Genomic DNA, 12,588 nt, shown 5'->3' on the forward strand with positions numbered 1-12,588 from the left:
AGAGGCCGCCAAGTCAAAGCCGAAAATGCCCCACCATCCCCTTGAGCTCCCCCCCCAACCGCGCCAGCTCAACACTCGAAACCGCATTCCCCCGCATCGCCATCGAAGACTGATCCGCACTCGCACGAATACTCGTCACACTGCGATTAATCTCCTCAGCCACCGAACTCTGTTCCTCGGCCGCCGCCGCAATCTGCTGATTCATCTGCTGAATCAACGACACCGCCGCCGCAATACTCCCCAGCGCACTTTCGGTCTGCAGGGCATCACTGACGGCAAGCTTCACCAACTCGCCACTGCTCTGAATTTGCTGCACGGAAGCATGCGCAGCCGACCGCAACGCGCTGACCAGCCGCTCGATCTCCTCGGTCGACTGCTGCGTACGTCGCGCCAACGCACGAACCTCATCGGCCACCACCGCAAAGCCCCTGCCCTGCTCCCCGGCCCGCGCTGCTTCGATCGCCGCGTTGAGCGCCAGCAGGTTAGTCTGCTCGGCAACGCTTTTGATCACATCCAGCACCGTACCGATATTCTGGATCTGCGCACTGAGGCTTTCGATGCTCGAACTGGCCGACGTTGCCGAATCCGCCAGTTGCTCGATCCGCGCCATGCTCTGGCGCACCACCTGCTGCCCGGTCTCGACCTTGCCATCCGCGGTTTGCGCAGCCAGCGCGGCTTCTTCGGCATTGCGCGCCACGTCATGCACGGTGGCGGTCATCTGGTTCATGGCCGTGGCCACCTGCTCGGTCTCTTCCTTCTGGCTGTTGACCTCGAGGTTGGTCTGCTCGGTGACCGCCGACAGCGATTGCGCGGAACTGGCCAACTGCTCGATGCCCGCCTGCAATCCGCTGACAATCGTGCTCAACCCGGCCCCCATCTGCTGCATCGCCAGCATCAACTGGCCGATTTCATCACGCCGGGTAACCTCGACTTTTGCGCTCAAATCCCCGGCCGCAATCTGTTGTGCAACGCGCATCACTGCGCGCAGCGGCGCGACGATCAACCGGGTAATGACCCACGCGGCAATCAGCCCCACCAATAAGGCCAACGCCGAAGAACCGAGGATCAACACCGAGTTTTTCTTCAATTCCACCTGCATCGCGCCGTCTTCGGCCACATAGGCCTGGTCGACACGCGACATCACCTGCGCCGCGCGCTGGTGCAACTGTTCATAGACGGTTTTTTCCTGGGCCAGCAAACCGGTGTACTCGGCCAGTTTGTCGTTGAAACCGGCAATGTGCCCGGACACTTCGTTGAGCACCGTCAAATAGCCCTCATCCTTGACCGTGGTCTTTAACTGCTCGGCCTGAGCCTGGGCCTGGGCCGCCTGTTCAATGCTGCCCTTGCCGGCACTGTCGGCATCACCCTTGCGGCTCTGATCCAGACGAATCCGCGCCTCGTTCATCGCTTGCAGCATCAACCGCGACACCTGACTGACCTGACTGGCCTGTTCGATGAACTGCGCGCCATCCTTGCCTTCGCTGTCCTTCAACGTGTACGCGCCATCATCGGCCAGCCCGGCTTGCAGCACGTCCAGGTTATTGGCCACGCTGGACACCGACCAACTGGCCATTTCCAGCGCCAGATCCTTGGCCTGGGTCAGTGAAACGAACTCGTCAAACGCCTTGCGATAGTCGCCCAAGGCTTGCTCGACATCGCTCATCACCGCCCCGTTCGCCGGCGTCTGCGCCTTGAGTTGCGCGGCCTGGGCCAACAGACCGTCGACGCCCTCGTGCACGGCATCAACCGTTTTCGGGTTGCTGTGCAGCGCATAGTCCTGCTCCAGCAACCGCACCTTGAGCAAGGCACTGTTGAGCGACGACATTTGCTTCAAGCCGTCGAAGCGCTGGCTGATGGTCTGCAGGGACCAGACTCCAATGGCAGCCACCAGCGCAGTCAACAGCAGCACCAGTACGAACCCGAGACCCAGTTTCTTTGCCATACCGAGGTTGGCAAAACGTCCTTGCACGGCCGAAATCATTGCGCGTAGTCCCCTGCCAAAGTCTGTTGCCGAAGATTCGCAACGGTCATGGAGCAGCACAAGTCTCTGGCGTCGGAATAATGGCAAAAAGCTACGCACGCGTCGTTTTCAGAACGCTTGAGGTCGATTCACGCCGGTACTGCGAAAAAACTGCCGGGCCCGTGGATCACAGGCATAGGCCACATTGATTCGCTGCCACTGACTGATCTCGCCGCTCGGACTGAAAGCCCCCGCAGGACTAAGGCTGACACCACTGCACTGCGCATGCCTGTGCAAGCGCTCCGGATCACTCAGCGGGGAGCGGGCCCAGATGAACAGGCCGCCACACGGCTTGCCGAAAACCTCCCAGCCTGCGTCCTCCAATGCCTGCAATGCGGCGACGCGGTCGGTATTCAGGCGTTGACGCTGGCGCTGGACCATTTTTCGATAGGCGCCACTGGCCAGCAGGCTCGCCAGCACCGCTTCATTGAAACTCGAGGCGCCCATGCTGCTGATCATCTTGACCCGGGCCAGACGCGCGATCAGTTCTGGCCCGGCGTACACAAACCCGACGCGCAGCGAGCTGCTCAGCGTCTTGGAAAAACTGCCGACGTAAATCACCCGTTCATCAAGTGCCGCCAGGCGTACACCGTTGCCATTGTGCAGATCGGCGTAGACATCGTCTTCGATCAGTTGCACATCGTGCGCGTTGCACAATCGCAGGATCTGCTGTGCCACACACGGACTCAGGCAGGAGCCGGTGGGATTGTGGTGATGGCTGTTGACGAACATCGCGACGGGCCGGCACTGGCGCAACAGTGCCTCCAGCGCCTGAGGGTCAGGCCCGCTTGGCGTACGCCGGACTTCCAGCAACTGCGCGCCACGCAGGCGCAACAGCTCGAACAGCGGCGCATAGCCCGGGGTTTCGACAACAACGCAGTCCCCGGCCTTAACCAGCGTGCGCACGAGCAGATCCAGCGCCTGGCTGGCACCGGAGGTCGTCAGCACCTGTTCCGCCGGGGCCTGGATGTCGATCAGCCTGAGACGCCTGACGATCTGCGCACGCAGCGCCGCCAACCCCAGCGGGGTGCTGTAATTGAACAGACTCGCCATGTCGGTTCGCGCCACCTGACGGATTGCATAGCTGAGGTCATCGGACTCGCGCCAGCTTTGCGGCAAACCGCCCTCGCCGAGTTTCAAACTGCTCTCGGCCCGCCCGTATTCAAGCCCGAGCAAAGCGCGGCTGTGCGCGGCGACCATGAATCCCGCGCCCTGCCGCGGGGCCAGGATACCTTGCGCCACCAGCCGCTCGCAGGCCTCGGCCACACACGACTGGCTGAGCAGATTGGAGCGTGCTATCTGTCTGACGGAGGGCAGTCGCGTGCTCGGCGCCACACCCGTTCGCGAGATCCACTCGGTCATTCCATCAACAATCTGCTGTACGACCGGCACCATTGCCTGTCGGTCAATTCTCAATTCCATGAGCACGCAAACTCCTGTCCGTTTTGCTGGCGGCAGTAAATCACAGCCGCGTCGTTCAGGCTGTGCGACAACGCCGTCAAAAGCAGCCGTTCTAACCGTTTGATACACATTGTTTAGCGGTTTAACGGGACGGATCGCCAGCCATGAAAAAACCCGCACGATGGCGGGTTTCTTCATGGCTGACAGAACCGTTTCAGAAAGCAGTGACGCCGCCATCCACCGCCAGGGAGTGACCGGTGGTGAACGCCGCGCCATCACTGCACAGATACAGCACGGCACTGGCGATTTCCTCGACCTTGCCGATACGCCCCACCGGGTGCATCGCATTGGCGAACTCGCCCTTTTTCGGATCGGCCTCATAGGCCCGGCGGAACATGTCAGTGTCGATCACCGCCGGGCACACAGCGTTGACGCGGATTTTCTTCTTCGCGTATTCGATCGCCGCCGATTTGGTCAGGCCAATCACCGCGTGTTTGGACGCCGCATAGATGCTCATCTTCGGTGCCGCGCCAAGCCCTGCCACCGAAGCAGTGTTGACGATCGCCCCGCCGCCCTGGGCCAGCAGCAACGGCAACTGGTACTTCATGCACAGCCAGACGCCCTTGACGTTGACGCCCATGATCGCGTCGAACTCGTCCATCGAGCCATCGGCCAACTTGCCTTGCTCGATTTCGATCCCGGCATTGTTGAAGGCGTAGTCGAGGCGACCGTAGGTATTGATCACCTCGTCCATCAGATTCTTCACTTCGCTTTCGACGGTAACGTTGCAGCGTACGAAGGTTGCTTCACCACCGGCTGTACGAATCAGCGCCACCGTACCCTCGCCCCCTGCCGCATCCAGATCGGCCACCACCACTTTCAGGCCTTCGGCGGCGAACGCCTGGGCGGTCGCGCGGCCAATGCCATTGGCCGCGCCAGTGACTACGGCAACCTGACCGGAAAACGTCATGCTCATTGTTATGTCCTCGGAGGAGAGATGCAGGAGGGTTTGCAGACTCGCAGCATAGCCATCACGGCCCGCCCCGCATCAGCACTATCAGAAGGCTGTTTATGCCTTCATGCGTCGCAGTGATAAAACCCGCCGGGCGACTATCACTGCACTGGATCATTGTGCATTCGCCGCATCAGCCCACCTTGCAGCATTGGCCTTGAGGGTCTATCAACAAGGCTTCATTCAGTTCGAGTGCCTGCCATGACCAGCCAGACCAATCGCCAATTCCTGCTCGCCAAACGCCCGGTGGGTGCTGCCACCCGCGAGACCTTCACTTATCAGGAAGTCCCGGTCGGCGAACCTGCGGCAGGGCAGATTCTGGTCAAGAACGAATACCTGTCCCTCGACCCGGCCATGCGTGGCTGGATGAACGAGGGCAAGTCCTACATCCCGCCGGTGGAAATCGGTGAAGTGATGCGCGCTCTGGGCGTCGGCAAAGTCATCGCTTCGAATAACCCGGGCTTTGCCGTCGGCGACTACGTCAACGGCGCCGTCGGTGTGCAGGATTACTTCCTCGGCGAGCCCAGAGGTTTCTACAAGATCGATCCGAAACTAGCGCCGCTGCCGGTGTATTTGTCTGCACTGGGCATGACCGGCATGACCGCTTACTTCGCGTTGCTCGACGTCGGCGCACCAAAGGCTGGTGACACCGTGGTGCTGTCCGGGGCTGCGGGCGCGGTAGGCAGCATTGCCGGGCAGATCGCCAAGATCAAGGGTTGCCGGGTGGTGGGCATCGCCGGCGGGGCCGACAAGTGCAAGTACCTGATCGATGAACTGGGCTTCGACGGCGCCATCGATTACAAGCACGAAGACGTGCTGGCCGGGCTCAAGCGCGAGTGCCCGAAAGGCGTGGATGTGTATTTCGATAACGTCGGCGGCGAGATCCTCGACGCCGTGCTCAGTCGTCTGGCGCCAAAAGCCCGGGTGGTGATCTGCGGCGCCATCAGCCAGTACAACAACAAGGAAGCGGTCAAAGGCCCGGCCAACTACCTGTCATTGCTGGTCAACCGCGCACGCATGGAGGGCTTTGTGGTGATGGACTACGCCGCGCAATACGCCAGTGCCGCGCAGGAAATGGCCGGCTGGATGGCCAAGGGACAACTCAAAAGCAAGGAAGACATCGTCGAAGGTCTGCAGACCTTTCCAGAGACACTGATGAAATTGTTCAGCGGGGAGAACTTCGGCAAGTTGGTGCTGAAAATCTAAAACAAAAGATCGCAGCCTCTGTAGGAGCTGCCGAAGGCTGCGATCTTTTGATCTTGCCTTTAACAAGCAAAATCAAAAGATCGCAGCCTTCGGCAGCTCCTACAGGTAATGCTAATACCTGCGGAAACTGATCAGGCCAGTTCTGCCACGACCGACGCCAGTGCCTTGGCCGGATCCGCCGCCTGGCTGATCGGACGGCCGATCACCAGGTAATCGGAACCGGCATCCAGTGCCTGACGTGGGGTCAGGATACGGCGCTGATCGTCCTGCGCACTGCCCGCCGGGCGAATCCCCGGGGTCACCAGTTGCAGCGACGGGTGCGCCGACTTCAGTGCGGTGGCTTCCAGCGCCGAGCACACCAGACCGTCCATTCCGGCCTTCTCGGCCAGCGCGGCGAGACGCAGCACCTGCTCTTGCGGCTCGATGTCCAGACCGATGCCGGCCAGATCCTCGCGCTCCATGCTGGTCAGCACGGTCACGCCGATCAGCAGCGGTTGCGGGCCGCTGCGCTTGGAGAGTTCTTCACGGCAGGCCGCCATCATGCGCAGGCCACCGGAGCAATGCACGTTGACCATCCACACGCCCATCTCGGCAGCGGCTTTCACGGCCATCGCGGTGGTGTTGGGAATATCGTGGAATTTCAGGTCGAGGAACACCTCGAAGCCTTTGTCACGCAGGGTGCCGACGATTTCCGCGGCGCAACTGGTGAACAGTTCCTTGCCCACTTTGACCCGGCACAGTTTCGGGTCCAACTGGTCGGCCAGCTTCAGTGCGGCGTCACGGGTGGGGAAATCCAGGGCGACGATGATAGGAGTCTGGCAGGCGGACATGGATGGGCTCTCAGGCAAGTCGAAATCGGCGCGCATTGTAGCGGAAGCGGCGACGGCGCGGCACCCGATGATCGGTAAATCGTCGCCGCAACCGTGATCAGCATAGCGCTCGCGGCTATTGTGTCGAACCCGATACACAACCGACACGCCGCCAACAAGCGCCCGCGCTAGCCTCGCCAGCCGCAACACGTCCTTACATCAGCACTTCCCGCCTCACGGCAGGACGCCTATGCTGAAACCACCACCTCGCAGCCCATCTTTGTGGTTGGCGGCCTACTGGCAGATGAACAGCCCCATGCACAACACCCAAACGACCGTGACTGATGAGCAGAAAGACGACAAGCGCTGGAGCATCCGCGCGCTGATCGTCGATGACGATGTGCCGATCCGCGAGCTGATGATCGACTACCTCGCGCGCTTCAACATCCACGCCAGCGGCGTCACCGACGGCGCAGCCATGCGCCAGGCGATGCAGGCCGAACATTTCGACGTAGTGGTGCTCGACCTGATGCTGCCCGGCGAAGACGGCCTGTCGCTGTGCCGCTGGCTGCGTGCCGAATCGGACATCCCGATCCTCATGCTCACCGCCCGCTGCGAGCCCACCGACCGCATCATCGGCCTGGAACTGGGCGCCGACGACTACATGGCCAAACCGTTCGAGCCACGGGAACTGGTGGCGCGGATCCAGACCATCCTGCGCCGGGTGCGCGATGACCGCACCGAACAGCGGGCCAACATCCGCTTCGACAACTGGCGCCTGAACAGCGTGCTGCGTCAGCTGATTGCCGACGATGGTCTGGTGGTGCCGCTGTCCAATGCCGAATTCCGCTTGCTTTGGGTGTTCATTGAACGCCCGCGTCGGGTACTCAGCCGCGAACAACTGCTGGACGCCGCCCGGGGCCGTTCGATCGAAGCGTTCGACCGCAGCATCGATTTGCTGGTGTCGCGCCTGCGACAAAAACTCGGCGACGACCCGAAAGCCCCGCAGTTGATCAAAACCGTGCGCGGTGAAGGTTACCTGTTCGACGCGCGGGACATCGGCTGATGCGAGGGCGCTTCGACACGCTGTTCGGCCGCCTGTTTGGCATGCTGTTCGTGGCGATCGTCCTCGCGCATCTGCTGGCTTTTGCCTGGTTTCACCACTACGGCCCGCCCCCACCGCCGCCCCCGCCGGAATTTGCCGAGGGGGTCGACGGCCAACATCCGCCGCCGGATCCGCGTTTCGCCCATCGCCCGCCACGTCCGTGGTTCGGCGGGCCGCTGGTGCCGCTGACCTTCCAGTTCATCTCGCTGATGATTGCTGCGTGGTACGGCGCCAAACTGCTCAGCCGACCGATCCAGCGCCTGAGCGACGCCGCCGAACGTCTGAGCGAAAACCTCGACAGCCCACCGCTGGACGAGTCCGGCCCGCGTGAGGCACGGCAAGCGGCGCACACCTTCAACCTGATGCAACAACGCATCCGCGAACAGGTGCAACAACGAGCACGCATGCTGGGCGCCGTCTCCCACGACCTGCGCACCCCGCTGTCGCGACTGAAACTGCGACTGGAACAGATCGACGACGAAAAGCTGCAAGGTCAGATGCGCCAGGACCTCAACGACATGATCGGCATGCTCGACGCCACCCTCACCTACCTGCACGAACAACGCACCAGCGAAGCCCTGCAGTTGATGGATGTGCAGGCGCTGGTCGAATCGTTGTGCGAGAACGCTCAGGATCAAGGCGCAGACGTTGAAGTCAGCGGCCATTGCGCACCGCTGCAGGTGCAACCGATGGCGCTGCGCTCGTGCATCAATAACCTGATGGACAATGCCCTGCGCTACGCCGGGCAGGCGCGTATCGAACTGCAGGATCAACGCGAACAACTGCTGATCCGCGTGATCGACCACGGCCCGGGCATAGCCGAAGACCAACGCGAGGCGGTGTTCGAACCGTTCTATCGCCTGGAAGGCTCCCGCAACCGCAACTCCGGCGGCGTCGGCCTGGGCATGACCATCGCCCGCGAAGCGGCGCAGCGTTTGGGTGGGCAGCTGAATCTGCAAGAAACACCCGGCGGCGGCCTGACCGCCATCATCCGCCTGCCGCGCGCCTGAGAAGAACACGTATCTCCCAGGGGATTTCTGGTGTTCCCGCCACTGTGTACCACCCGGTACAAAACCCAAATACCCAGGACAACTTGCTCCTTGAGTCTGTACAAGCCGGTACACCGACCGGCTTTACAGTCCAAGGAGTGAGCCCATGATCGGTAGCGTCAGCAACTACACGAGCTATACCAGCACCAGCGGCACCCAGAACGCCCGCAGCCAGCAACTGCAAAAGCAACTGTTCGCCAGACTCGACAGCAACAGCGACGGCGCGGTGGACCAGGACGAACTGAAAAGCGCCCTGTCGCAGAAGTCCGACGACGGTTTGCTGGTCAACCTGAGCAAGCAATTCGGCGACCTGGACAGCGACGCCAGCGGCAGCCTCAGCGCCGAAGAAATGACCGCCATGGCGCCCCCTCCGCCGGCCAACGACCAGGCCCCGAACACCGACCTCGCCGACGCCCTGATCAGCGCCCTCGACACCGATGGCGACGGCGCCATCAGCAGCGACGAACTGAGCAACGGCCTCACCAGCGCCGGCAGCAGCGCCGACAGCAACCAGATCTTCTCTGCGCTGGACAAGAACAAGGATGGCACCGTCAGTCAGGACGAACTCACCGCCAGCCTCACCCCGCCACCACCGCTAACGCAGCAACCCCCCAATGATGAATTGTTCAGCCAACTGGATGCCGATGGTGACGGCAGCATCAGCGAGACCGAACTGAGCAGCGCGCTACAGACCCGCGACAACACCTCTACGACCAGCACCGACACCAGCGCCGCACTGCTCAAAGCGCTGGACAGCGACAGCAGTGGCAGCGTGAGCAGCGACGAACTGAAAGCAGCATTGCAGGTCGGCCGGGAACGTCCGCCTGAAGAAAGAACCGCCAGCACCCAGACCACCAGCGAAGCGCTGAACCGGATGATTGCCAACTTGAGCAAGCAGTATTCGCTGGACAATGCTGCGCCGGTGGGCAAGTACCTGAATGTGGCGACTTGAGTTGATGGGGTGATGGGTGATCGTTTCCATGCAAAGGTGTGGGAACGGTCATTCGGGTACAGCGAGAAGAGAGTGGTTGCCTGAGAGGCCTCATCGCCAGCAGGCTGGCTCCTACAGTGGGATTGGGTGTGATCAGTTAGAGATTGGTCGGCTGTCCGGCCGCCTTCGCTGGCAAGCCAGCTCCCACAGGTGGATTGGGTGGGTTCAGTTGGAAATTGGTCGGTTGTCTGGCCGCCTTCGCGAGCAGGCTCGCTCCCACAGTGGGAATGGGTGCGGTCTGTTGGAAATTGGTCGGCTGTCTGGCCGCCTTCGCGAGCAAGCTCGCTCCCACAGTGGAAATGTGTGTATTCAGTTGTAAATTGGTCGGATGTCAGGCCGCCTTCGCTGGCAAGCCAGCTCCCACAGGTGGATTGGGTGGGTTCAGTTGGAGATTGCTCGGCTGTCAGGCCGCCTTCGCGAGCAAGCTCGCTCCCACAGTGGAAATGAGTGTATTCAGTTGTAAATTGGTCGGATGTCAGGCCGCCTTCGCTGGCAAGCCAGCTCCCACAGGTGGATTGGGTGGGTTCAGTTGGAGATTGGTCGGCTGTCAGGCCGCCTTCGCGAGCAGGCTCGCTCCCACAGGTGAATTGTGTGCGGTCTGTTGGAAATTGGTCGGCCCATAGGCCGCCTTCGCTGGCAGGCTGGCTCCCACAGAAAAGCAAAGCAGTCCAGGCAGACCGCATGCTTTTCACCACTCAACAGGATGAGCGTTAGCTCGGCTGCAGCTCTTGATCTTGCCGTGCCGGCCCCTTCGGCAGGCTGAGTGGAGGGGTTTATCCGGGGGTGGGAGCGCAGCGACGTTTGGCGAAGCCAAACACATCGAGAGGAGGTGCAGCGAAGCAAACCGGAGGCGATGCCCCCGGATGAACCCCGCAACGAAGGAACCCGAGCCTAGGCGAGGGCCGTACGCCGGGGCCAAGACCTTTGGTTACTTTGGGGCGTTTGCCAAAGTGACTCGCCGTAAGGGCGAAACCGCCAGCCGCAACACCCAAAAAAACGGATATGCCCGCCATCCCAAAAAAGCCTGCCGCAACGCCTAAACCCGAGCCTGACTCTTACTCCAATCCGTCAACAAACTATAAGCCACCGCCAACAACGTAGGCCCGATAAACAGCCCGATAAACCCAAACGCAATCAACCCGCCAAATACCCCAAGCAACACAATCACCAACGGCAGATTCCCGCCCCGGCTGATCAGATAAGGCTTCAACACGTTATCCACGCCACTGATGATGAACGTGCCCCAGATCCCGAGAAACACCGCCATCCCGTACTCGCCCTCCCACGCCAGCCAGGCCGTCGCCGGAATCCACACCAACGGCGGCCCCATCGGAATCAGGCTCAACAGGAACGTCACGATCCCCAACACCAGCGCCCCAGGAACCCCGGCAATCAGGAACCCGATCAACGCCAGAATCGCCTGCGCCGCTGCCGTACCGATCACTCCGTTGACCACCCGCTGCACGGTACCGGCCACCAGCTCGATGTAATACCCGGCCCGCTCGCCAATCAGGCGCTGCAGCAAACCGTGCACAAACGCCGCCAGTCGCGGCCCGTCGCGATAGAAAAAGAACACGAAGACAATGCTCAGGGTCAGCTCGAGGATCCCGCCGCCGATCTGCGCACTGCGCGCGAGCAACCAGTTGCCGACCTGCCCCAGATACGGCTTGATCGACACCATCAGCGCGGCGCCCTGCTGATCGATGCTGTTCCAGACCCCGACCAGCCGCTCGCCGACCAGCGGCACGCTGCCGAGCCAGGCCGGTGCTTCCGGCAGGCCGTCGACCTGTACATCCTTGATGAACGCCGTGGCATCGCGCACGTGATCGGCCAGGTTGAACCCCAGCCACACCAGTGGCGCCGCCACCAGCAGCATCCAGCCGAGGGTCAAAATAGCCGCAGCGAGCGATTCGCGGCCATTGAGCCAACGGGTCAACAGACGCATCAGCGGCCAACTGGCGAACGCCAGCACCGCACCCCAGAACAGCGCCGACCAGAACGGCGCCATCACCCAAAGGCTGGCACCAAACAGCACCAGCAAGAGGATCTGCACCAACAGCCGATCATTATTGAGCATGTAAAGTCTCGAAGAAGTCAGTCGGACAAAGCGTAGGCGAACACGCCATGCGTGCACGTCGGATGCAGCTTATCGCAACAGATCAATGCGCAGGCCAGCGCCGTCGGCGCTCCCCGCCTCCATCCTCGCCGCGCGCACGCCCTGACCGATCAATGCCTGACGCCAGGCCTCGGCCTTCGGCCCGGCAATCGTCACGCGCTGGGTGGTGTCGAGGTTCAAGCCACGGGAAATCAGTCGTAGCCAGGTGTCATCCGGGTCGCCGGTCAGCTTGGGAAAGTCCAGTTCACCGGTGCTTTTGAGCTGTCGCAACAGCGTGGCCGAGGTCGGAAGCAACTCGCCCAACGGCGCGCCCGCTTCGAACTGTTCGACATGCAGGTAGGCTTTGCGATTGCCACGGGTGATGCTGTAGAGCGCCACCAGGGTGTTGTCCTTCGGTGCGGCCAGACGCAACAGCAGATAGGCCTGTTGCTCGTCGGCACCGTACAGCTTGGAGTTGCCGAACACTTCATTGGCCCACAGGCTGCTTTCGCCACAGTCGCGGGCCTGGCACCAGAACAGCAACTCGGCGTCCTGCTTTTGCAGGGCTTCGCGAGCAGCAGTGAAGGCTTCAGTGGCGGAATGCTCAGGCGGCAATTCGTAGGTGACCGAAGTGGTCTGGCCGCGCGCGGTGACCTGGCCGTCGAAGCGCAACTGGCCGCTGATCTTGCGAATCGAGCCCAGCGGATAGATCCGCTCGAGCTCCACCGGAGGGCGATAGTCGACAATCTGCGCATCGGCCAGTCGCGGCACGATCTGCAGATCCTGGCTGCCCGGCACATCGGCAGCGAAGAGAACGGGACTGAAACAGCACAGCGCCAACAGACTGAGTGACCGCATAGTCAGGCTCATCGGATCGGCATGGCTTGGCGGGTCGGGGTC

General features: G+C 61.8%; 10 protein-coding genes and 1 pseudogene. 4 read left to right on the forward strand and 7 right to left on the reverse strand.

Translation table 11 applies throughout. The features are described 5' to 3' along the window. Positions 1 to 13: 13 nt before the first annotated feature. From ACM6HV_RS24290 to ACM6HV_RS24305, 4 genes and pseudogenes are all read right to left on the reverse strand, one after another. Positions 14 to 895, reverse strand: a complete 882-nt coding sequence (locus ACM6HV_RS24290; RefSeq protein WP_374011142.1) for a methyl-accepting chemotaxis protein — start codon at positions 893 to 895, stop codon at positions 14 to 16. Further along, a pseudogene (locus ACM6HV_RS24295) lies at positions 875 to 1,981 on the reverse strand (HAMP domain-containing protein); the annotation flags it as partial. The pseudogene ACM6HV_RS24295 and the gene ACM6HV_RS24290, both read right to left, overlap by 21 nt. A 108-nt stretch (positions 1,982 to 2,089) precedes the next feature. Next, positions 2,090 to 3,442, reverse strand: coding sequence for a PLP-dependent aminotransferase family protein (locus ACM6HV_RS24300; protein ID WP_145594327.1), 1,353 nt, complete (start codon positions 3,440 to 3,442; stop codon positions 2,090 to 2,092). Positions 3,443 to 3,635: 193 nt separating this feature from the next. After that, on the reverse strand, positions 3,636 to 4,397 hold the full coding sequence (locus tag ACM6HV_RS24305) for an SDR family oxidoreductase (RefSeq protein WP_041073750.1): 762 nt from the start codon (positions 4,395 to 4,397) through the stop codon (positions 3,636 to 3,638). A 237-nt stretch (positions 4,398 to 4,634) separates the two neighbouring features. On the opposite strand from ACM6HV_RS24305, the gene ACM6HV_RS24310 reads away from it, so the two are divergent. Further along, entirely contained in the window at positions 4,635 to 5,639 is a 1,005-nt protein-coding gene (locus ACM6HV_RS24310) for an NADP-dependent oxidoreductase (RefSeq protein ID WP_414905475.1), read from the forward strand. A gap of 131 nt (positions 5,640 to 5,770) precedes the next feature. Here ACM6HV_RS24310 and pyrF read toward each other — a convergent pair whose 3' ends face one another. Beyond that, positions 5,771 to 6,469 (reverse strand): orotidine-5'-phosphate decarboxylase, encoded by a 699-nt coding sequence (pyrF, locus tag ACM6HV_RS24315; protein WP_047295723.1) that lies wholly within the window; start codon positions 6,467 to 6,469, stop codon positions 5,771 to 5,773. A 283-nt stretch (positions 6,470 to 6,752) separates the two neighbouring features. On the opposite strand from pyrF, the gene ACM6HV_RS24320 reads away from it, so the two are divergent. From ACM6HV_RS24320 to xopAW, 3 genes are all read left to right on the forward strand, one after another. Then, positions 6,753 to 7,514, forward strand: a complete 762-nt coding sequence (locus ACM6HV_RS24320; RefSeq protein WP_371260451.1) for a response regulator — start codon at positions 6,753 to 6,755, stop codon at positions 7,512 to 7,514. Beyond that, positions 7,514 to 8,563 (forward strand): sensor histidine kinase, encoded by a 1,050-nt coding sequence (locus ACM6HV_RS24325; protein ID WP_131671690.1) that lies wholly within the window; start codon positions 7,514 to 7,516, stop codon positions 8,561 to 8,563. Before ACM6HV_RS24320 ends, ACM6HV_RS24325 begins: the two co-directional genes overlap by 1 nt. Before the next feature lie 145 nt (positions 8,564 to 8,708). After that, positions 8,709 to 9,554: a XopAW family type III secretion system calcium-binding effector gene (gene xopAW / locus ACM6HV_RS24330; protein ID WP_414905476.1), complete on the forward strand. Its 846-nt coding sequence runs from the start codon at positions 8,709 to 8,711 to the stop codon at positions 9,552 to 9,554. 1,075 nt (positions 9,555 to 10,629) lie between these two features. On the opposite strand, the gene ACM6HV_RS24335 is transcribed toward xopAW, so the two are convergent. Together ACM6HV_RS24335 and ACM6HV_RS24340 are read right to left on the reverse strand one after the other, a co-directional pair. After that, a complete protein-coding gene (locus ACM6HV_RS24335; RefSeq protein ID WP_414905477.1) occupies positions 10,630 to 11,670 on the reverse strand; it encodes an AI-2E family transporter in 1,041 nt (346 codons plus the stop codon). 69 nt (positions 11,671 to 11,739) lie between these two features. After that, positions 11,740 to 12,546 (reverse strand): DUF4892 domain-containing protein, encoded by an 807-nt coding sequence (locus ACM6HV_RS24340; RefSeq protein WP_414905478.1) that lies wholly within the window; start codon positions 12,544 to 12,546, stop codon positions 11,740 to 11,742. Between the last annotated feature and the right edge of the window lie 42 nt (positions 12,547 to 12,588).

The organism is Pseudomonas sp. IT-P260 (assembly GCF_949768395.1).
GTDB lineage: Bacteria > Pseudomonadota > Gammaproteobacteria > Pseudomonadales > Pseudomonadaceae > Aquipseudomonas > Aquipseudomonas parakoreensis.